At 52.5% G+C, this 20,906-nt stretch carries 19 protein-coding genes; 15 read left to right on the forward strand and 4 right to left on the reverse strand.

Going from position 1 to position 20,906, the window contains the following annotated elements; all coding sequences use genetic code 11:
* Positions 1-85 precede the first annotated feature (85 nt).
* From purL to UC15_RS09450, 6 genes are all read left to right on the forward strand, one after another.
* Positions 86-3,979 (forward strand): phosphoribosylformylglycinamidine synthase, encoded by a 3,894-nt coding sequence (gene purL / locus UC15_RS09425; protein ID WP_198659693.1) that lies wholly within the window; start codon positions 86-88, stop codon positions 3,977-3,979.
* Positions 3,980-4,195: 216 nt separating this feature from the next.
* The gene (gene pagP / locus UC15_RS09430; RefSeq protein WP_112288199.1) at positions 4,196-4,819 is read left to right on the forward strand and encodes a lipid IV(A) palmitoyltransferase PagP; all 624 of its coding nucleotides are present in this window, start codon (positions 4,196-4,198) and stop codon (positions 4,817-4,819) included.
* Between the two features lie 259 nt (positions 4,820-5,078).
* Positions 5,079-5,690: a lipid IV(A) palmitoyltransferase PagP gene (gene pagP, locus UC15_RS09435; RefSeq protein WP_112288200.1), complete on the forward strand. Its 612-nt coding sequence runs from the start codon at positions 5,079-5,081 to the stop codon at positions 5,688-5,690.
* A 186-nt stretch (positions 5,691-5,876) separates the two neighbouring features.
* Positions 5,877-7,178, forward strand: a complete 1,302-nt coding sequence (gene agp, locus UC15_RS09440; protein ID WP_112288201.1) for a bifunctional glucose-1-phosphatase/inositol phosphatase — start codon at positions 5,877-5,879, stop codon at positions 7,176-7,178.
* A gap of 101 nt (positions 7,179-7,279) precedes the next feature.
* Positions 7,280-8,287 (forward strand): fatty acid desaturase, encoded by a 1,008-nt coding sequence (locus UC15_RS09445; RefSeq protein ID WP_112288202.1) that lies wholly within the window; start codon positions 7,280-7,282, stop codon positions 8,285-8,287.
* 12 nt (positions 8,288-8,299) lie between these two features.
* The gene (locus tag UC15_RS09450) at positions 8,300-9,091 is read left to right on the forward strand and encodes a phosphate/phosphite/phosphonate ABC transporter substrate-binding protein (RefSeq protein ID WP_112288203.1); all 792 of its coding nucleotides are present in this window, start codon (positions 8,300-8,302) and stop codon (positions 9,089-9,091) included.
* 66 nt (positions 9,092-9,157) lie between these two features.
* On the opposite strand, the gene sseA is transcribed toward UC15_RS09450, so the two are convergent.
* From sseA to UC15_RS09465, 3 genes are all read right to left on the reverse strand, one after another.
* Positions 9,158-10,003, reverse strand: coding sequence for a 3-mercaptopyruvate sulfurtransferase (sseA, locus tag UC15_RS09455; protein WP_112288204.1), 846 nt, complete (start codon positions 10,001-10,003; stop codon positions 9,158-9,160).
* 34 nt (positions 10,004-10,037) lie between these two features.
* Positions 10,038-10,586 (reverse strand): GNAT family N-acetyltransferase, encoded by a 549-nt coding sequence (locus tag UC15_RS09460; RefSeq protein ID WP_112288205.1) that lies wholly within the window; start codon positions 10,584-10,586, stop codon positions 10,038-10,040.
* A gap of 133 nt (positions 10,587-10,719) precedes the next feature.
* Positions 10,720-11,511 carry a helix-turn-helix transcriptional regulator gene (locus tag UC15_RS09465; protein ID WP_112288206.1) on the reverse strand — a complete coding sequence of 264 codons (792 nt, stop codon included), beginning with the start codon at positions 11,509-11,511 and terminating at the stop codon, positions 10,720-10,722.
* Between the two features lie 163 nt (positions 11,512-11,674).
* Here UC15_RS09465 and UC15_RS09470 point away from each other — a divergent pair, with 163 nt between their 5' ends.
* Positions 11,675-12,445, forward strand: coding sequence for a class I SAM-dependent methyltransferase (locus UC15_RS09470; protein ID WP_112288207.1), 771 nt, complete (start codon positions 11,675-11,677; stop codon positions 12,443-12,445).
* Positions 12,446-12,501: 56 nt separating this feature from the next.
* Here the strand turns inward: UC15_RS09470 and UC15_RS09475 are convergent, their stop codons facing one another.
* Positions 12,502-13,419 (reverse strand): DUF808 domain-containing protein, encoded by a 918-nt coding sequence (locus UC15_RS09475; RefSeq protein WP_112288208.1) that lies wholly within the window; start codon positions 13,417-13,419, stop codon positions 12,502-12,504.
* A gap of 386 nt (positions 13,420-13,805) precedes the next feature.
* Here UC15_RS09475 and UC15_RS09480 point away from each other — a divergent pair, with 386 nt between their 5' ends.
* From UC15_RS09480 to ppnP, 8 genes are all read left to right on the forward strand, one after another.
* The gene (locus UC15_RS09480; protein ID WP_112288209.1) at positions 13,806-14,081 is read left to right on the forward strand and encodes a DUF1471 domain-containing protein; all 276 of its coding nucleotides are present in this window, start codon (positions 13,806-13,808) and stop codon (positions 14,079-14,081) included.
* Between the two features lie 235 nt (positions 14,082-14,316).
* Positions 14,317-14,895: a class I SAM-dependent methyltransferase gene (locus tag UC15_RS09485; protein ID WP_112288210.1), complete on the forward strand. Its 579-nt coding sequence runs from the start codon at positions 14,317-14,319 to the stop codon at positions 14,893-14,895.
* Positions 14,896-15,169: 274 nt separating this feature from the next.
* The gene (aroL, locus tag UC15_RS09490) at positions 15,170-15,694 is read left to right on the forward strand and encodes a shikimate kinase AroL (protein WP_112288211.1); all 525 of its coding nucleotides are present in this window, start codon (positions 15,170-15,172) and stop codon (positions 15,692-15,694) included.
* 542 nt (positions 15,695-16,236) lie between these two features.
* Positions 16,237-17,013, forward strand: a complete 777-nt coding sequence (locus UC15_RS09495) for an IclR family transcriptional regulator (protein ID WP_112288212.1) — start codon at positions 16,237-16,239, stop codon at positions 17,011-17,013.
* 75 nt (positions 17,014-17,088) lie between these two features.
* Positions 17,089-18,666 (forward strand): OPT/YSL family transporter, encoded by a 1,578-nt coding sequence (locus tag UC15_RS09500; protein ID WP_112288213.1) that lies wholly within the window; start codon positions 17,089-17,091, stop codon positions 18,664-18,666.
* A 131-nt stretch (positions 18,667-18,797) separates the two neighbouring features.
* Positions 18,798-19,727, forward strand: coding sequence for a DUF1177 domain-containing protein (locus tag UC15_RS09505; RefSeq protein WP_112288214.1), 930 nt, complete (start codon positions 18,798-18,800; stop codon positions 19,725-19,727).
* A 4-nt stretch (positions 19,728-19,731) separates the two neighbouring features.
* Positions 19,732-20,409 carry an AroM family protein gene (locus UC15_RS09510; RefSeq protein ID WP_112288215.1) on the forward strand — a complete coding sequence of 226 codons (678 nt, stop codon included), beginning with the start codon at positions 19,732-19,734 and terminating at the stop codon, positions 20,407-20,409.
* 181 nt (positions 20,410-20,590) lie between these two features.
* A complete protein-coding gene (ppnP, locus tag UC15_RS09515) occupies positions 20,591-20,881 on the forward strand; it encodes a pyrimidine/purine nucleoside phosphorylase (RefSeq protein ID WP_013576688.1) in 291 nt (96 codons plus the stop codon).
* Positions 20,882-20,906: the final 25 nt, after the last annotated feature.

Raw genomic sequence — 20,906 nt, forward strand, 5'->3', positions numbered from 1 at the left:
GCTTTCTTTATAATAGCCCGCGTTTTCCCCCTGTTGCGCCCAATGAAGCACTGTGGTCAGTGTCTTCGAAGACGAGAGATCTGTGATTATGGAAATACTGCGTGGTTCGCCCGCTTTGTCGGCTTTTCGCATTAACAAATTGTTGTCCCGTTGTCAGGAAGCACATCTTCCGGTCAGCGATATCTACGCCGAATATGTACACTTTGCCGACGTCAGCGCACCGCTGAATTCGGACGAACAAACCAAGTTACAACGCCTCCTGAAATACGGTCCTTCTCTCGCTGAACACGCTCCTTCTGGTCGTTTATTGCTGGTCACCCCGCGTCCGGGCACCATTTCTCCCTGGTCTTCCAAAGCTACCGACATCGCCCACAATTGCGGTTTGTCACAGGTTCTGCGCCTTGAGCGTGGTCTGGCATTTTATGTTCAGGCACCGCAACTGACCGAAGCACAGTGGAACGAACTGGGCGCATTGCTGCATGACCGCATGATGGAAACCGTGTTTACCCGTCTGGAAGACGCCAGCGCGCTGTTCGCGCAGCATCAGCCAACCCCGGTGCAACATGTGGATATCCTCGGCGTTGGCCGTGGCGCACTCGAAGCCGCCAACACCAAATTAGGTCTGGCGCTGGCGCAGGATGAAATTGATTACCTGATGGAAGCCTTTACGTCGTTGGGGCGCAACCCGACAGACATCGAATTGTATATGTTCGCACAGGCCAACTCAGAACACTGCCGCCACAAAATCTTCAACGCAGACTGGATTATCGACGGCGAAACCCAGCCGAAATCCCTGTTCAAGATGATTAAAAACACCTTCGAACAGACCCCTGATCACGTGCTGTCCGCGTATAAAGATAACGCCGCCGTGATGGAAGGTTCGCAGGTCGGTCGTTTCTACGCCGATGCGAAAGACGGTCTGTACGATTTCCATCAGGAGCAGGCGCATATCCTGATGAAGGTAGAAACCCATAACCACCCGACGGCGATCTCTCCATGGCCGGGTGCGGCAACCGGTTCAGGCGGTGAAATCCGTGACGAAGGTGCAACGGGGCGCGGCGCAAAACCGAAAGCCGGTCTGGTTGGTTTCTCTGTTTCCAACCTGCGCATTCCTGGCTTTGAACAGCCGTGGGAAGAAGATTTCGGTAAGCCGGATCGTATCGTTACTGCGCTGGATATCATGACCGACGGCCCGCTGGGCGGCGCAGCGTTTAACAACGAATTTGGTCGTCCGGCGCTGCTGGGCTACTTCCGTACTTACGAAGAAAACGTCAACAGCCACAACGGCCCTGAGCTGCGCGGTTACCACAAACCGATCATGCTGGCCGGTGGTATTGGCAACATCCGCGCGGATCACGTGCAGAAAGGTGAAATCACCGTTGGCGCAAAACTGATTGTGCTGGGTGGTCCGGCGATGAATATCGGTCTGGGCGGCGGTGCGGCTTCTTCCATGGCATCGGGTCAGTCTGACGCGGATCTGGATTTTGCTTCCGTACAGCGCGACAACCCGGAAATGGAACGCCGTTGTCAGGAAGTGATCGACCGTTGCTGGCAGCTGGGCGAAGCCAACCCGATCCTGTTTATCCATGACGTCGGTGCCGGCGGTTTATCCAACGCCATGCCGGAACTGGTCAGCGATGGCAACCGTGGTGGCCGTTTCCAGCTGCGCGACATCCTGAACGACGAACCGGGGATGAGCCCGCTGGAAGTCTGGTGTAACGAATCGCAGGAACGCTATGTACTGGCTGTTTCTCCGGCTCAGCTGGAACAGTTCGATGCTATCTGCCAGCGTGAGCGCGCACCTTATGCCGTGATTGGTGAAGCCACTGAAGAAATGCATCTTTCTCTGGAAGACAGCCATTTCGACAACCAGCCAATTGATATGCCGCTGGACGTTCTGCTGGGTAAAACCCCGAAAATGACCCGCGATGTCACCACGCTGAAAGCGAAAGGCGACGACCTGAATGCGGAAAACATTCAGATTGCAGAAGCGGTAAAACGCGTTCTGCACCTGCCAGCCGTGGCAGAGAAAACTTTCCTGATCACCATCGGCGACCGCACCGTCACCGGTATGGTGGCGCGTGACCAGATGATCGGTCCGTGGCAGATCCCGGTCGCTGACTGTGCGGTCACCACCGCCAGCCTCGACAGCTATCACGGCGAAGCGATGTCACTGGGCGAACGTGCGCCAATTGCCTTGCTGGACTTCGCCGCTTCTGGCCGCATGGCCGTTGGCGAAGCGCTGACTAACATTGCCGCCGTCGAAATCGGCAGCCTGAAACGCGTTAAGCTTTCTGCTAACTGGATGTCTGCGGCGGGTCACCCGGGCGAAGATGCGGGTCTGTATGCCGCAGTAAAAGCGGTGGGTGAAGAACTTTGTCCGGCGCTGGGTATCACTATTCCGGTGGGCAAAGATTCCATGTCGATGAAAACCCGCTGGCAGGAAGGTAATGAACAACGCGAGATGACGTCACCGCTGTCGCTGGTGATCACCGCGTTTGCCCGCGTCGAAGACGTGCGCCACACCGTGACGCCGCAACTGCGCACCGATAAAGGTGACACTGCGTTGCTGCTGGTCGATTTAGGTGCTGGTCATAACGCACTGGGCGCGACGGCGCTGGCACAGGTTTACCGTCAGCTCGGCAATACGCCAGCGGATGTGCGCAGCGCACAGCAACTGGGTGGTTTCTTCAACGCTATGCAGGCGCTGGTGTCTGAGCAGAAATTACTGGCTTATCACGACCGTTCCGACGGTGGTCTGCTGGTGACGCTGGCTGAAATGGCCTTCGCGGGACATTGCGGTCTGACCGCAGATATCGCAGCGCTGGGCACTGATTCGCTGGCGGCATTGTTTAACGAAGAACTGGGCGCCGTAATCCAGGTGCGTACGTCTGACCGTGAGGCGGTTGAGAAAACGCTGGCTGATTTTGGTCTGGCGGACTGCACGCATTACCTCGGCAGCGTCGAAACCGGTGACCGTTTCATCATTTCGTCGGGTGACAAGCCGGTGTACAGCGAAAGCCGCACCACGCTGCGTACCTGGTGGGCTGAAACGACCTGGCAGATGCAGCGTTTGCGCGACAACCCTGAGTGTGCCGATCAGGAACATCAGGCCAAAACCAACGATCTGGATCCGGGCCTGAACGTCAAACTGAACTTTGCCCCTGACGAAGACGTGGCTGCACCTTACATCGCGAAGGGCGCGCGTCCGAAAGTTGCCGTGCTGCGCGAGCAGGGCGTGAACTCCCACGTTGAAATGGCAGCTGCCTTCCATCGTGCCGGTTTCGATGCGGTTGATGTCCACATGAGTGATTTGCTGGCGGGTCGCCGTGATTTGCAGGATTTCCATACGCTGGTGGCGTGCGGCGGATTCTCTTACGGTGATGTGCTGGGCGCGGGTGAAGGCTGGGCGAAGTCAGTGCTGTTCAACGACCGCGTGCGTGAAGAGTTCGAAGAATTCTTCCACCGCCCGCAAACGCTGGCGCTGGGTGTATGTAACGGCTGTCAGATGATGTCGAACCTGAAAGAGCTGATCCCGGGCGCAGAACATTGGCCACGCTTCGTGCGTAACCTGTCAGACCGTTTTGAAGCGCGTTTTAGCCTGGTTGAAGTGACTGCCAGCCCGTCGATGTTCATGCAGGGGATGGCCGGCTCACGTATGCCAATCGCGGTTTCCCACGGCGAAGGCCATGTGGAAGTGCGTGACGCTGCGCATCTGGCACAAATCGAGCACAGCAATCTGGTGGCGCTGCGCTTTGTGGATAATAACGGTCAGGCAACCGAAGCGTATCCGGCGAACCCGAACGGCTCCCCGAACGGGATCACTGCTGTGACCAACCTGTCAGGTCGCGTTACTGTGATGATGCCGCACCCTGAGCGTGTTTTCCGTACCGTCAGTAACTCCTGGCATCCGGAAGAGTGGGGTGAAGACAGCCCGTGGATGCGCATGTTCCGTAACGCGCGTAAACAGCTTGGCTGATGCTTAATAAGCTCCAGTAATAAAAATCCGCAGTGCGAAAGCCTGCGGATTTTTTTGTCTGACTTACCGCAACGAAAGTAACGCTAACTCTCTGTTTTTTAATAGTTATGTTATTTAATATTCATTAAATTGATTGTTGCTTAATTAATCATTAACTATTTATATGTAATCATCGTCATATAATGCCCAGGTCAACTCAACAGGGCTTATACGCCAATGAAAAATATCATTTTCGCGAATATTCGTGCAGCACTCGCTTGCCCAATTTTTATGCTTTCATTATTAATATCCCTTAATGTGCAGGCACAGGATCACCCCGGTAATTCCACGGTGGAGAATGTTTCCCCGCAGGAAAATAATGAAGGCTTATGGGATTCATTCACCAATAATATTGCTGAAACGTGGAATACACCGCAGCAGCAAGATCTCTTTCTTCCGGTATTAACTCGTCATAACCGGCATACACACAGCAAAAAACAAATCGAAGGATATAATGAACATCCGTGGGGTGGAGGTTACGGTATTTCGCGTTATGATGAGAAAGGAAACTGGCACGGCATTTATGCGATGGCCTTTAAAGATTCTTTTAATAAATGGGAGCCTGTTGCCGGTTACGCTTATGAAAAGATATGGCAGCCGCTTGATGATAAAGAATTCCGCTTAGGGGCAGGGTACATTACCGCCGTTTCAGCCCGTGACAATTATGATTACATTCCTTTTCCCATGGTGCTGCCGCTGGTATCAGCAGGCTATTCAAGGCTGACGTTCCAGACAACCTACGTGCCGGGAACCAACAGCAAAGGGAACGTCCTGTTCGGCTGGTTCCGTTTTCAGTTTTAATCGTCTGAGTAAGGTGAGGGGAAAGTATTAAGAAAATCCCCGTTATGTTTTTCGGTTTATTCTTATTGGTGAGTTTTTTAAGTAAATTAATTGACTAAACAGTCCCTACCTATTTTAGGGATAATTCCTATAATGAATTACGGAAATACTTTAAATTCATGAAATTGAATAAACAGACGTTTTTTGTTACTTCTTTGTTTAGTTTATAAAGACATTATTTGTCTATGATACTCTCCTGACGCAGGGAGCTATTACAGATATGATGATCAAGAAAGTAATCGGTTGTGCAGGTATGATACTAACGCTGGGTATGAGCTCATCCGTGTGGGCAAATAACAGCGGGATTAATCCGGTCAGCGATCCGGATACCATCCAGTATAAATCGCTGGCTGCGAACGTGTGGTCAGACTTTACCGATAAAGTCTCAACGACATGGAATGATTCTGATTCACAGGATCTGTATCTGCCGGTGATCACCTGGCATAACCGTCTGACATACGATAAAGAGAAAACCGATCGTTATAACGAACGTCCATGGGGCGGGGGTTATGGTATTTCCCGTTATGATGAAAAAGGCAACTGGAACGGCATTTATTTTATGGCGTTTAAAGACTCCCATAATAAATGGGAACCGATCGGCGGTTATGGCTGGGAAAAAATATGGACACCTGCAGAAGATAAAAACTTTCGGTTAGGTTTAGGTTATACCGCGGCAGTAACGGCGCGTGACGACTATAACTATATTCCTATTCCGATCGTGTTACCGCTGGCTTCCATCGGCTATAACAAACTGACCTTTCAGGCGACGTATATTCCGGGAACCTACAATAACGGCAACGTTTTCTTTGCCTGGCTGCGGTATCAGTTCTGAAGCGCTATCTTTATGAATGAGTTTTGTGACTGAACAAAGTCCGGGCACAGGTTGTGAACCTGATCCCCCAATTTTGATGAATATTCCACTATGCTAAAAATTCACCGCAAGAATCAATCTGTTGGGTTCTGCGGTGATTTTTTGTTTTCAGGGAATCTGTAAAACACTTCATCAAGAGGATCACTCGTGAAAAAAGCATCCCGTTATCTTGCGTTATCTGCACTTGCCTGCGTTTTCCCCCTCTCGCTTCCTGCCGCTCAGGCGGCTCAGTCTGATAATTTAGAACTCCAGCAAGTCCTGGTGCTCAGCCGTCACGGTATCCGTGCGCCGCTGGTCAATTACGGTGACGTGCTCGCCGAATCCACGACGCACACCTGGCCGGTGTGGAAAACGGAAGGCGGGTTGCTGACGCCGAAAGGCGGCCAGAATTCTGAACATATGGGCCAGTACTTCCGCGCATGGCTGGCGAAAGATAAATTGCTGCCTGCAACCGGCTGCCCGGAAAGTGCGCAGGTCTTTACTTATGCCAACAGCTTGCCGCGCACCATTGATACCGCAAAACATTTCTCCACCGGTGCTTTCCCGGGCTGCGACGTTTCAGTTATTAATCGCGTAGAAATCGGCAAAATGGATCCGGTGTTCAACCCGATTATCACCGCTGATGTGAACGATACTTTCAAAACCAACGCGCTGAATTCTGTTAACCAGCATGCTGGCGAGGGCGGTCTGGCGGGGCTGAATCAGCGCCTCAAGCCAAATTACCAGCTGCTGGAAAGTATCCTCGATTATAAAAACAGTAAAACCTGCAAAGAAAAACAGCAGTGCGATCTGGCTTCGCAGCCATCAGAAGTCGTACTGACGCAGGGTAAAGAACCGGGTATTACGGGGCCGCTGCGAATGGCGACCGGCGCGGCGGATGCGTTTATGCTGCAATACTACGAAGGTTATCCGATGAAAGACGTGGCGTGGGGGAAAATAACGACGCCGGAGCAGTGGAAGAAACTGGAGGATATCAAAAATCTTTATCACGAAACGTTGTTCGGCTCGCCGGCGATTGCTGCCAACGCGGCTAAACCGTTGCTGACCTTTATTTCCGGTGTGCTGGATCCGAAACTGGCAACGACAGCCGATCAGAAAGCGGCGCAGCAGGCAAAACTGGCGGTGCTGGTCGGGCATGATTCCAATATCGCGTCACTGCTTGCGGCACTGAAAACCCAGGATTACCAGCTGCCGGGTCAGTACGAACGTACGCCAATCAATGGGACCGTGGTCTTCCAGCGCTGGCACGATAAAAAGACCGATAAAGACCTGATGAAAATCGAGTATGTATATCCGACCGCCCGTCAGCTGCGCAACAATGTAGCGCTGAGTCTGAAAAATCCACCTGAACGCGTCACACTGCAAATCGAAGGTTGTACCGTTGATAAGCAAGGTTTCTGCCCGATGGAGCAATTTAATCAGGCCGTGCAAAAGGATTTACAGGGCTGATGCCTTAAGCCGCTAACTGGCAATAGATAGCGTTTTAAGTTAGTTAGCGGCAGCTTTCCTCAGCCAGATAATGTGCCAAAGTTTTCTCACTCTGGCACATTATGGCGTCCTCTTCGTTTTACCTCAGCGCCCGTCAGCGGGCAGAGATTGCTTCCCGCTCCGCCCGTTTCTGGTGGCGGTTGGAAATCCCCACCTGGACACTGATCGCCACGGTTTACAGCGGCTGGTTTGCGCTGGTCTATTTCTGGGAAGATCTCGGTCCGTGGATTGCCACGCCTGCGCTTATCTGGTTCACGGCCTGGTATATGTCGCTGCAACACGAACTCATTCACGGGCACCCGACCCGTAAACCCTGGCTGAATCTGCTGCTCGGCACGCTGCCGCTGGCGGTCTGGTATCCCTATGGTTTATATCGCGACACGCATTTACAGCATCATCGCAATGAACATCTGACGCTGCCGGGCGATGACCCCGAGGCGTATTATTTCAGCCGCGCCAGCTGGGAAAGCTTGTCGCCGCTGATGAAAGCTGTTGTTCGTCTGCGTAACACACTGCCGGGACGGATGCTGATCGGGCCACTGCTGGATATTTCCGCCACGCTGACCGGCGCGCTGACAGCGTTATTGCGCGGTGACTGGCGCACAGTCGGCATGTGGGGTTTCCACGGGGTTTTGCTGACAGGTTTGTTGTACTGGATGTCGCTGCACGGCCTGTCTGCCGGGTATTTCATTCTGGCGGTGAGCTATCCGGCGCTGAGCCTGACCAAAGTCCGTTCTTTTTATGAACATCGCGCCGAACTTTCGCCACAGGCACGCTCAACCCTAAATGAGGCCGGTTTTATCTGGCGGCTGCTGTTTCTTAATCTCAATTATCATCTGGTACATCACGATTTGCCGGGCGTGCCGTGGTTCGCACTGCGTCAGGTGTATTTTGCTGAACGCGAAGCTTATATTGCGCGCAGCGAGGGGTTTGTGGTGAAAGGTTACCGGCAGTGGTTCAGGCAACATTCGCAGAAACCGGTTTGTGTAGAAGCGCATCCGTTTGCCAGCACTCGTGAGCCGGTGCAAACCGCGCGCAGCGACTATGATTATCAGCAGGAAACCCCCTGACGGAGTGGCCAGATGATGCTGATGTCTTTACCGATGTATGCTGTTTCTGTACCGGACGTGGAAGCTTTTGCCGGTGTTCTTCGGGAAAAACTGAAGCGCGCAGGTCTGATTGCCACACCGCAATCGCTGAGCTGGCCGCAGGATTTATTCACTCACTGGCAGCAGCCGGATCTGCTGCTCAGCCAGACCTGTGGCTTTCCGCTGGTAGAAAGCCTGCCGGATGTTCAGCTGGTCGGCACCTTCAGTTACCGCGCGCCGGGCTGCGACGGCTATCGATACCGTAGTTTTTTGCTGGCGCGTGATGAAGATGCAAAACTGCATTTGCCTGATTTTCGTCACCGGCGGCTGGCGTTCAACAGCACCGATTCTCAGTCCGGATACAACAGCCTGCGGGCGCTGGTGGCACCCCTTGCGCAGGCCGGAAAATTTTTCTCTCAGGCCACAGCAACCGGCAGCCATCGTGAATCCCTGCATTATGTTCAGCAAAACCGGGCAGATCTGGCGGCGATCGACTGCGTGACGCTGGCGTTATTGCACCGCCACGATCCGTCAGCGCTCAGCGGTCTGGTGATTATCGGCCAGACGGCGGCTGTGCCGGGTTTGCCGCTGATCACTTCGTCACAAACGTCTCCGGAACATCTGTCCATTTTGCGTCAGGCATTGCATGAAATCTCGCATGAGTCGGTCGCTAAACCGTTGCTGATTGAAGAGTTTAGTGAAGTGCCGCGTCAGGCCTATAGCGTGATTACATTGATGAAAAATATTGCTCAGGAGTTTGGCGTCCGCGAACTGACCACGTCATAACGCTCTGAAATATTGCATAAAAAACCGGGCCTGGGCGCCCGGTAGCGATATCTGAGTAGCGATAAATCAGTGCGTTTCGATAGGGAAATCTTCGTTCACATCGCCCCATTCAGCCCATGAACCGTCGTAAAGCTGCACATCTTTAACACCCAGAGAATCCAGTCCGAACGCCAGCGCCGCTGCGGTTACACCGGAACCACAACTGGTGATCACCGGTTTATTCAGATCAACGCCCAGCCGTTCAAACGTCGCTTTCAGCTCAGGTGGCGATTTCAGATGCCCGTCTTGTGTCAGCTCGGTAAACGGAACGCTGAGGCTGCCCGGAATATGGCCGCCATGCAGGCCCGGACGCGGTTCCGGCGCTTCGGCTTTAAAACGCGCCAGAGAACGGGCGTCGATAATCTGGACCTTGCCGAGCGCGTCTTTTACCTGATCCGCACTGACGACAACCGGACGCACCAGTTTAGCGTTAAAGGTGGTCGGGACGCGGATGTGCTCGCCGCTTTGTATGGGTTTCCCTTCAGCAATCCACGCATTGAGGCCGCCATCCAGCACGCGTACGCTTTTCGCGCCGAAGCTGGTCAGCATCCACCACACGCGGGGCGCGGAGAACAGATCGCCCTCATCATACAGCACGATGGTTTGCGTATCCGCAACGCCCAAACGGCTCATTGAGGCAGCGAATTCCTCTGCGGTCGGCATCATATGCGGCAGACCGGTGGAGCAGTCAGAAATGCTGTCGACTTCCACATAAATCGCGTTGGGAATGTGCGCTTCAAGATATTTGCCATGAAAATCCACCGGCGGCGTAATGCCTGGTTTGGATTTACGACAATCGATAATGACGACATCCGGTGAGTTCAGATTTTTTGCCAGCCATTGTGTAGAAACGGTATGGGTAGAAAAAGTCATGTTCTGTTGCCTTATCTTTTTTGTGAAACCAGCCTCAGAGATCGCCCGGGATCAAAGAATACATCCAGGCGTCACGCGGCTGACCGTGATAATAAAGCCGGTTGCGGTGCAGACCTTCGGACGTCGCGCCCGCTTTTTCTGCCACCCTGCGGCTGCTTTCATTGCCATCCATCACGACGATTTCCAGACGGGTCAGCTCCAGTTCAGTAAACGCAAAACGCGCAGCGGCTTTGACCGCCAGCGTTGCCAGTCCCCGGCCGGTATAACCTGTGCGGATCCAATAGCCAAGATTGGAAAACTTATATTCCTGAACGATGCGGTTGATGCCCACGCTGCCAATCAGATTCCCGCCGGAGCGTTCAAAAACACAGAAATTGAATTCTGCCCGGCGATGACGCTTTTGCTCACTGTCGGTGAGATATTTGCGGCTGTCATCAGGGGAATATTTATCGGTACACCAGCTTTCCCAGGCACCAATTTCAGCCACCGAGGCCTGAACGGCGGCAAAGTGGGTGATGGCTTCCAGCTCCGTAGCAACGCGGATTTCTATTTCTTCATCCTGATAAATCTGGCGTGTCAGCACGGGCGTTATCCTGTTATTGAGGAGACCAATAAGTCAGCCTCACATATCATGTATCCGTCTGTCAATTGGCGAAAATGCCCGTTATGCCAGAAAAAATAAGCCAGAAAAAACAGCAGGCTGTCTGCTAACCGCTTTATTCTTCCGGCAGCAACATCACCAGCTTGCATTCGGCATATCCCGCTGGAAAAAATGTTTGCTGCCGGTAGCGTATTTCACCGCTCAGCGGATGGTTAAAGCGCCGCTCGCCACCTTCGCGAGCCAGCACTTCCTGTTGTGTCCACCACTGGCTGAATTCGGCGCTGCGTTCCCGTAACCGGAGAACCGCCTGGCGGACCGCTTCGGAATGAGGGTAATGGCTGGTTTCAGCCCGAAATTCTGCCACCACGCGCTTGGCGCGCTCCGGCCAGTTTGTCACCAGCTGGCGCGCCAGCGGATGCAGAAACATAAAATCCAGCAAATTAGGATTTTCATCCACGCCCAGCCAGCCGCTGAAGAGCACACCCGCCTGCGGATTCCACGCCAGCACATTCCAGCAACTGTCGAGCAGATAACCGGGGCAGGTCAGCTGATTGACGTAATCTTTCAGGCCCGCGTCCGGCGCGGCGGAAGACGGCAACGCCTCAGGGTCTTTCACCGATGCGAGGCTGAATAAATACTCGCGTGCGGCAGGCTCCATACGCAGCGATTTTGCCAGCCGGTCAAGCGTGGCGGCTGAAATCGACACATCGCGTCCCTGTTCAATCCACGTATACCAGGTTGCGCTGATACCGCTGATTTGAGCCAGTTCCTCACGCCTCAGCCCGCTGGTTCTGCGACGGGGTGAGCCTGGCAAACCCACCATTTCCGGCGTCACCCGTTCGCGGTGTGTGCGTAAAAAGGTTCCCAGCGCCCTGGGGCCACTGAGCGACTCTGCGATATCAATCATGACATCCTCTTAAACGTGAGTTCTTAGACAGGAACTTACTTATACCAGTATAAATGCTCATATTGTACCCGTATAAAACAATGCCTATAGTGATTTTGAGGTCATTTGAAACCGCGTTCTTCCCTAATAAATCAATAAAAAAACAAGACAGACAGGAGCAATGATGAAAATGAAAAACACCCATACTCAGGCCGTTGATAAGCAGTTTGGCTCGCAGGCAAAAGATTATCTGACCAGTACCGTTCACTCACAGGGCGCGGATCTGCAACGTCTGGCGACGCTGCTGGCACCTTTTCCGGATGCGCATGTGATTGATCTGGGATGTGGCGCGGGGCACGCCAGTTTTGTGGCTGCACGGGTCGTTAAAAATGTGGTTGCCTACGATTTGTCGGCGCAGATGCTGGACGTCGTGGCGCAGGCGGCAAAAGATAAAGAGCTGAATAACATTACGGTACAGCAGGGCGTTGCGGAGTCACTGCCGTTTGACGACAGCAGCGCGGATATCATTATCAGCCGTTATTCGGCACACCACTGGCACGATGTCGGGCAGGCGCTGCGTGAAGTGGCGCGTGTGCTGAAACCGGGCGGAAAGTTCATCATGATGGATGTGGTATCGCCGGGGCACCCGTTGCTGGATATTTATCTGCAAACGATTGAAGTGCTGCGCGACACTTCTCATGTCCGCAACTATTCCCCAGGTGAATGGCTGAACATGGCTTCAGAAGCCGGTCTGATTGCCCGCGAAGTCACTACCGACCGCCTGCCGCTGGAATTCACCAGCTGGATAGCGCGTATGCGCACGCCGGAGCATTTCGCCGTCGCTATCCGCGAGCTGCAAAAAGTGATGTCTGAGGATGTGATAAAACACTTTGAGATCCAAACTGACGGCTCATTTACCAGCGATATTATGATGCTGGTCGCGTCGAAAAACTAAAGAATTGTGGCGTGATACGCCCTCCGTTGAACGGAGGGCGTGAAGAAGTTGTCTTCTTACTTCTTACCAAACATTTTCTTGCCCAGCAGTACCAGCGCCAGTACCGCGGCACCCACCACCAGACCAACGACCAAATCAGTCGCGCCGGTAATCAGCGTATTAACCCAACTCTCATGGCCGTGTGTCAGCGGTTCAATCAGGCTGTGCATGAACGGTAAACCATGGCTGATAATGCTGCCGCCGACCAGGAACATCGCGATGGTGCCGACAACCGACAGTATCTTCATCAGCCAGGGCGCGAGATTCACAATACCGCGTCCGAAGGCGCGTACAGCATTCATCATGCCGCTTTCGCCGTTCAGCTTGCTCAGGTACAAACCGGCGTCGTCAATTTTCACAATCGCCCCGACCAGGCCATACACACCGATAGTCATCGCCACGGCAATCAGCACCATCACAGTGACCTGATTAAGGAAAGGTGCTGATGACACAATCCCCAGTGAGATCACAATGATTTCAGCAGAGAGAATAAAGTCAGTGCGAACGGCACCTTTGACCTTTTCTTTTTCCTGCTTTTTAGCATCGGCTTCATTTTTTACCTCAGCCGACGCCGGTTTTTCTTCTTCGTGATGGTCACCGGGCATGAATTTGTGGGCGACTTTTTCGAAACCCTCGTAACACAGATAGGCGCCGCCAATCATCAGTAAAGGTGTGATCGCCCAGGGAATAAAGGCGCTGATCAGTAACGCCAGAGGAACCAGAATCGCTTTATTGATCATGGAACCTTTTGCGACAGCCCAGACGATCGGTAATTCCCGGTCGGCTTTTACTCCGGTAACCTGCTGTGCGTTCAGCGCCAGATCGTCGCCCAACACGCTGGCTGTTTTTTTAGCGGCGACTTTACTCATCGCCGCGACATCATCAAGAATCGATGCAATATCATCGATCAGTGCCAGAAGACTTCCACCCGCCATAAATACTCCCTTTTATCATTGTGCAAAGGCTTTCCGCACGCGCGGAGCCTGAACTCTGCTGTTATGACCTTGCATCAGATCACAGCAACAGAAAATTCATAAAAAATAATCATATCAGTGATTGCATAGCGGCGTCGATTTGTGCGAATGTTGTCCCGTTCTTAAATAACTTTGAAATCTCTCCATAGTTTCTCCATAAATATCCTCGTTTTTCCAGCAGTTATACCAGCAGAAATATTTCTTTGCATTCTCTCCTCATTTTTACCACAAAGGTTAAATTTCTTTACGTTCGATTACGTCGCCTTTCATTGCTTCGCTGATAATTAACTCAACGGATAAGTTCCGCTCCATTAATTAACTAAACTAACGAAAGAAAGGTGCGTATTATGAAACTCTTACCTGCAATCACAGCTGTTGCTATTACCGTTGCTTCATTCTCTGCTCTTGCTGCTACGCCAATTTCAGAAATGCAGGCGCAAAGTGGTAATTTCCAGTCTCTGGGTGTTGTTTCAGTGAGCGCACCTAATACCGTCCCGGGCAGCATGCGTGACCAGCTGAACCAGGTCGCCAGCGACAAAGGTGCAACACACTACCGTGTCATCGGCCAGGGTACGCCGGGCGATTCAAGCCTGAACCGTGCAAGCGTTGAGTTGTATAAATAAACTCAGCTTTTATAGAAAGCCTTTTTTATAAAATCTGATTAAGGTTATTTCCCGTAGCGAGAAGGCCAATGTCATCTGACATTGGCCTTTTTATTACCATCATTTATAGCTTCTTTTGAGAATCATCCCATGTGTTTTAATTTATCCTCTTCTTTTTAACAATAATTTCTCTTATTAATCATTTCTTAAGAATTTTTGCGTTATATAAGGGTCTATGTCCTCAGGAGGAGTTAATATGCTGAATGCCGCAAGAATGACAATCAAGAACACCGGGGTCTCGATTCAGAACCAATTTTTCTATTTACAGAATTTTATTACTTCACCAAGAACGATGGGGACGCTGATGCCGTCATCCCCGTGGTTGTGCCATGCGATGCTTAGCCAGATTGACTGGGCGACGTCGCTGGAGATAGCTGAACTGGGCGCAGCCGACGGGGTGCTGACCCGCCGCATTCTCAGCCGGATGCGTGCTGACGCGAAACTCGAAGCATTTGAAATTCAGCCTGCGTTTGTCCGCAAGCTAAACCAGATGGATGATCCCCGTTTGCAGGTGATGGCGCATTCTGCTGAGCATATGAGTACGCAGTACGACGCTGTATTCTCCTGTTTACCGCTGCTGTCGATGCCAGTGCGAACCAGCATCCGGATTTTGCAGGCTACCCGCCAGCAGTTGAAAGAAAAGGACGGGGTACTTGTTTTGTTCCAGTACAGCCATCTCTCTGAGAAATTACTGTCACGCTACTTCACCTGGAAAAAAATTCGTGTGGTGAAGAATTTTCCGCCGGCGCTGGTGTATATCTGTAAACCTCGCTGATACAGTTACTTATGGAAGCCGGATCGCAAAGCTGCCCGCAGGCCTTTGCGGAACAAGGATTTTTCAGTATGATGAGCACCATAGCGTAAATAAAACGCTACAGAAGCTTCACCGGCAGGTGATAAAAATCTGCCAGTGAGGCTTTTTTGTTGTACTATCTGGCGAGTACATTTTCAGGCCAGTACAATGACCATTTTTGATGTTCACACTTCATATTGATGATGGATTTTCATCAGGCGGGCTAACGGCTCCCGGGGAATAAAGGATAGCGGTAATGACACAACCCATTTTCATGGTAGGCGCGCGCGGTGCGGGTAAAACGACGGTCGGCAGCGCTCTGGCGAAAGCACTGGGCTATAAATTTGTCGATACCGATCTGACATTGCTGCGCACCTCTGGCATGAGCGTGGCGGACATCGTTGAGCGTGAAGGCTGGGAGGGTTTCCGCCGCCGTGAAACTGAAACGCTGAAAGCGATTTGCGCGCCCTTCACGGTGATTGCGACCGGTGGCGGCGTGGTGCTGGCGCAGGAAAACCGCGATTTCATGCGTGATGCCGGAACGGTTATCTATCTGCGTTCGCCGGCTTCGACGCTGGCCAACCGTCTGGAAGATGCCCCGCTGGAAGATCAGCGACCTACGCTGACGGGTAAACCGATTACCGAAGAAATGATGGAAGTCCTGAATGAGCGCGAAGCCCTTTATCAGCAGGCTGCGCATCATGTCGTAGACGGAACGCTGGATCCTGCGGGTGTGGTGAATGCAATTCTCGATGCGCTGGCACTGCCGGTCGCGCGTTAAATCCTCCGCCACCAACTCTGAAGACGAGCCCCTGTGGCTCGTTTTTTTATGCCCTAAAATCCTGAAGTGGCGGAAGGTGTAAATTAAACGGGCCATTTTTGTGATGAATGTCACGGGTGCTTAAGTATTGTACGCAGTGATGTGCAGGCGTAAAGTAATTACTCAGGTTATTAATTTTTACGTCCACTTCTGCAACGGAACCCATGATGAAAATCCTGAAACACTTCTTCAGCCAGCATGCGAAAGCGATGCCCGCGATATGGTCAGTGACGATCATTCTTGTTGAAGCCTCTATCGCACTCTATATTTTGCGCAATATTTAATCAAAATTATCTGCTGAGTTTTACGTCCATTACCTCATTATTACTCGGCATTAAACCTCTCTTTCTGTGAATTGAATGGCTTTAGGAATTTCTTTAAGCATATTCATTTATCTGTCTTCTTATGTGTGAAAAATAAACGGCTTGACGCTGACACGTATCAGCTTTAGTTTTTAATTAACTTAACAGGAACCCTGTTCCATATAGCGGAACTGCCTCCTTATGACTACTTTAGAAAATGCAGCAGCAGTGCTGAAGTTATTTTCCAAAAAGGGGGTCCGACAGGGACATCCCGGTTTGTCATTCAGTGATGTCGTCGAAAATTTAAAATTACCTAAAAGCACCGTATCGCGTTTGCTAATGACCATGGAAACGCAAGGGTTGCTGGAGCGTGATCCGGACAGCCGTCTTTATCAGATTGGAAAGTTATTACTGGCCGTCTCAAGCCATTATTTATCGGCGCCGCTGGTGGATTTGGCGTCGCCTTATATGACGCAACTCAGTCAGCATACGCAATGTACCGGTTACATCTCGATGCTGGAAGGGCGTGACATTATGGTGATGCGTATGTTCCCCGGCAGAACCTATTTGCAAGTGGTCACTCCGGCGGGAAGCCTTTTGCCTTCGCATGAAACGGCGATTGGCCGGGCCATTTTATCGCGTTATTCCGATGAAGAGGTCCGTCAGCGTTTTAGCGGCCATTACGAAGCGCATTCTGTGAATGCACCGAAAAGTCTGGACGTTTTGTTATCTCGCCTGGCTGAAGTGCGACTGACCGGCGTGTCTTTTGCCAACAATGAAACGCTGCTGGGAATAAGTACGTTAGCGACCAGCATTTTTAATAAGCATCGCAATGAACTCGTGGGGTTGTGTTTATCTTTTCCTTCCCCCGCGCAGGGAAAAGAAATTCCGGAAGGGATCAGGGAAGGGCTGATTGCCGTAACCCGGCAACTCGCCGAAAAATTGGGTGATGAGTATTGGCATTTACCAGAGCGATAATTAATCGCGAAAGTAATGACTAATAACGGACCCGGAAAATCGCAGTTTTCTATATTTGCCAACACCAGGGGCCTTATGTCAGATCAACCTGCTAAAAATAATAAGGAAAATCCGCTAAAGGATATTGGCACTCTCATCGTGATGATCCTGCTGTCTGTTTTGGGCGCAATCATCGGCGTTCAGTTGATTACCACATTGGGCGTGACGCCAAATACGTCGATTATCGGTGCGCTGTTTGCCATGTTACTGGCGCGTATCCCGATGCAGGCTTTTCAGCGCTACCGTTCTGTTCACACGCAGAATCTGGCGCAAACTGTGATTTCTTCCGCGACCTTTGGTGCGGCAAACAGCCTGCTGATGCCGATCGCCATCCCTTATGTCATGGGCCAGCCGCAACTGATTATGCCGATGTTTACCGGCGTAGCGGTGGCGATGTTGCTCGATGCCTACCTGCTTTATCGTCTGTTTGATACCAAAGTGTTCCCGGCCAGTAATGCGTGGCCACCCGGCGTTGCTGCCGCTGAAGCCATCAAAGCCGGGGATAACGGCGGGCGTCAGGCGTGGTTGCTGGTCGCGGGTGTGGTGGTCGGGCTGGCGGGCGCGATGCTTAAGATTCCGATGGCGGCCTTCGGCACGGCGTTTATCGGCAATATCTGGGCGCTGAGCATGTTTGGCATCGGTTTGCTTATCCGCGCTTATGCCCAGCCGCTTGCCGGTTTAGATCTTAATGCGATGTATATTCCGCACGGCATGATGGTCGGTGCCGGGCTGGTATCGCTGCTGCAGGTGATTCAGGTGGTGCGTGCTAAAAACGCCGACGCTAAAACGACGTTTACCCAACCAGCGAAAGAAGTGCGCAAAGCACTCGGGCTGGGCGCATTCGGCTATATCGCTATTGCCGCACTGCTGGCGCTGGGGGGCGGGCTGTACAGCGAAATGTCAGTCAGCATGCTGATTGCCTTCGTGATTTACGCCGCCTTTGCCGCGTTCTTCCATGAGCTGATTGTCGGAATTGCCGCGATGCATTCTGGCTGGTTCCCGGCCTTTGCCGTGGCGCTGATCACGTTGATTATCGGCATACTGATTGGCTTCCCGCCTCTGGCGCTGTGCGTGCTGACCGGCTTTACCGCTGCTACCGGTCCGGCGTTCGCCGACATGGGCTTCGATCTGAAAGCCGGATTCATTCTGCGCGGTTACGGCAAAGATTTGCGTGCCGAACTTTATGGCCGCCGTATCCAGTTATTCGCCGCTTTACTCGCCTTTATTATCGCCATTCCTGTGGTCTGGTACGCCCATTACGGCTACTTCGCGCAGGATTTAGTACCGCCAGTTGCGCGGGTTTATGCCAAAACCATTCAGGCCGGCGCACAGCCTGGGATTGCGCACAGTTTGCTGATCTGGGCCATTCCGGGCGCATTAATACAGCTGATTGGCGGCCCGAAACGCCAGCTCGGCGTACTGCTCGCCACCGGTTTGCTGATCAACAGCGTGATGGCCGGTTGGGCAGTCGTCTGCGGCATCGTGCTGCGCATTATCATTATTCGAATCTGGGGTGAAAAAGGGCGTACACCAATGGAAGTGCTGGCGGCAGGATTTATTGCCGGAGACGCACTTTACAGCTTCTTCACCTCGGTTTTCAGCGCCAAAAAGTAGTGAGTACCGCACCAACACCAGGGCTTAATCAGCCAGCACGACACACCGACTGTTCCACGATGAACAGCGCCCGCGACCGTTTTGCCACTGCGCCTTATGCGCCGGTTGCGGGGTTTTAAGAGGATTTTGTGATGAGTTTGCAACAGACATTAACCGTATTCGAACTGATTGACAGTGCACATGTCAGCGGCCAGGACATTGTGGACTTATTCGCCCGTTATCCGGGGATCACCGCCAGTACACACCGTGCGGAGGGCCCGAAAGGCGGTACCGATTTTGTCCGCATTACCGTGCCGGGCAGCAAAGGGAAGAGCAGCGGCGGCACTGCGCCCACGCTCGGAATCATTGGTCGTCTGGGCGGCATCGGTGCGCGTCCGACGCGTATCGGGCTGGTATCCGATGCCGACGGCGCCATTGCCGCCGTCACCAGCGCACTGAAGCTGGCCGACATGCAGCGCAAGGGCGATGTGCTGGAAGGCGATGTGATTATCACGACGCACATTTGCCCGAACGCGCCGACCCGTCCGCACGATCCGGTTGATTTTATGGATTCGCCGATTGATGACGTGACCATGAATGATAACGAAGTGGTTGAAGGCGTGGACGCGATACTTTCTATCGACACCACCAAAGGCAACCGCATTATCAATCACAAGGGATTCGCGATTTCGCCGACGGTGAAAGAGGGCTACATCCTGCGTGTTTCCGAAGATTTACTGCGCATCATGGAAATGACCAGCGGCAAACCGGCAGTCACTTTCCCGATCACCACGCAGGACATCACGCCTTACGGCAATGGTGTACATCACCTGAACAGCATTCTGCAACCGTCAACGGCGACCAGCGTTCCGGTTGTCGGTGTGGCGATTACAGCGGAATCTGTGGTGCCCGGTTGTGGCACCGGCGCAAGTCATGAAGTGGATATCGCACTGGCGGCGAAGTTCGCCGTTGAAGTCGCGAAAGAGTTTGGCCGCGGCACCTGTCAGTTCTTTGATGCCGATGAATATCAACTCCTGTTGTCGCTGTACGGAAGCTTGCGCCACCTGCAAAACCGGAAGTAACACCATGATGACATCCTTTGCAACGTTAACCATCGGACAGGCGCCACGCAGCGATATTATGCCGCTGCTGATGGCGCATCTGCCAGCCGGGTCAGTCACGCATGTTGGCTTACTGGACGGGTTAAGCACCGGGCAAATTGAGCAGCGCTATGCGCCTGCCGAAGGCGACGCGGTGCTGGTCACCCGTTTGCTGGATGGTTCGCAAGTAAAGCTTGCCGCGGCGCGCGTAGAGCGAGGCTTACAGGAAAAGATTGATGTGCTCGAAGCGCTGGGTTGCATGACCATTCTGCTGCTGTGTACCGGCGAGTTTAACCATCTGCACGCGAATAATGCCCTGCTTCTCGAACCTGACCGCATTATCCCGCCACTGATTAGTTCGATTATCGGCCAGCACCGCGCAGGCATTGTGGTACCGGTAGAATCCCAGGTGGTTGAACAGGCCAACAAGTGGCGCAAATTAGCCAAAGCGCCGTGTTTTGCGGTCGCCAGCCCGTATCTTTCTGATGACCACACCCTGACGGAAGCCGCGATGCGTCTGGCTGAACAGGGGGCGGAAGTGGTGGTGCTCGACTGCATCGGCTTTAACCGGCATCACGAGGATGTGCTGAAAAAGCATCTGAATATTCCGGTGGTGTTATCGAATGTATTGATGGCAAAACTGGCGGCGGAGCTGGTGGTCTGAGGATGTGACGGACGAGGCATACAGCTATCCACAATGGCACTGTGTGACTGTAAAATCAAATCAGTGACGCCGCTTTGCGGGCGGTGTCGTCTGGTGCAGATAAAGCGGTAATAATCAGTGACAGAGGACGCTTTCTGCCCCTAATATGAAGGCTCTGAAAATTATCGCAAAGGGCCAATCTATGTTGAAAAATAATGAGTATTTTGACGGGAAAGTGAAGTCGATTGGTTTCGACAGCGAAAGTACGGGTTCAGCCAGCGTTGGCGTGATGGCCGTCGGTGAATACACGTTCGGTACCGCAAAGCCGGAAGAAATGACCGTCATCAGCGGCTCACTTAAAGTGCTGATCCCGGGATCCCCGGACTGGCAGGTGTTTAAGCCAGGCGAAACTTTCTACATTCCGGGTAAAAGTGAATTCAACTTACAGGTCGGCGAAACGACTTCGTACTTGTGTAAATACCTGACCAAATAATATACAGACACAGTACAAACAAAAA

It is taken from the genome of Rahnella sp. AN3-3W3, assembly GCF_003263545.1.
GTDB classification, from domain to species: Bacteria; Pseudomonadota; Gammaproteobacteria; order Enterobacterales; family Enterobacteriaceae; genus Rahnella; species Rahnella variigena.

Coding starts and splice junctions, on each gene's coding strand:
- pagP (WP_112288199.1), top strand. CDS start 4,196: ATGAAAAATATCATTTTCGCGAATATTCGTGCAGCACTCGCTTGCCCA.
- pagP (WP_112288200.1), top strand. CDS start 5,079: ATGATGATCAAGAAAGTAATCGGTTGTGCAGGTATGATACTAACGCTG.
- UC15_RS09445 (WP_112288202.1), top strand. CDS start 7,280: ATGGCGTCCTCTTCGTTTTACCTCAGCGCCCGTCAGCGGGCAGAGATT.
- UC15_RS09450 (WP_112288203.1), top strand. CDS start 8,300: ATGATGCTGATGTCTTTACCGATGTATGCTGTTTCTGTACCGGACGTG.
- sseA (WP_112288204.1), bottom strand. CDS start 10,003: ATGACTTTTTCTACCCATACCGTTTCTACACAATGGCTGGCAAAAAAT.
- UC15_RS09465 (WP_112288206.1), bottom strand. CDS start 11,511: ATGATTGATATCGCAGAGTCGCTCAGTGGCCCCAGGGCGCTGGGAACC.
- UC15_RS09470 (WP_112288207.1), top strand. CDS start 11,675: ATGAAAATGAAAAACACCCATACTCAGGCCGTTGATAAGCAGTTTGGC.
- UC15_RS09475 (WP_112288208.1), bottom strand. CDS start 13,419: ATGGCGGGTGGAAGTCTTCTGGCACTGATCGATGATATTGCATCGATT.
- UC15_RS09480 (WP_112288209.1), top strand. CDS start 13,806: ATGAAACTCTTACCTGCAATCACAGCTGTTGCTATTACCGTTGCTTCA.
- UC15_RS09485 (WP_112288210.1), top strand. CDS start 14,317: ATGCTGAATGCCGCAAGAATGACAATCAAGAACACCGGGGTCTCGATT.
- aroL (WP_112288211.1), top strand. CDS start 15,170: ATGACACAACCCATTTTCATGGTAGGCGCGCGCGGTGCGGGTAAAACG.
- UC15_RS09495 (WP_112288212.1), top strand. CDS start 16,237: ATGACTACTTTAGAAAATGCAGCAGCAGTGCTGAAGTTATTTTCCAAA.
- UC15_RS09500 (WP_112288213.1), top strand. CDS start 17,089: ATGTCAGATCAACCTGCTAAAAATAATAAGGAAAATCCGCTAAAGGAT.
- UC15_RS09505 (WP_112288214.1), top strand. CDS start 18,798: ATGAGTTTGCAACAGACATTAACCGTATTCGAACTGATTGACAGTGCA.
- UC15_RS09510 (WP_112288215.1), top strand. CDS start 19,732: ATGATGACATCCTTTGCAACGTTAACCATCGGACAGGCGCCACGCAGC.
- ppnP (WP_013576688.1), top strand. CDS start 20,591: ATGTTGAAAAATAATGAGTATTTTGACGGGAAAGTGAAGTCGATTGGT.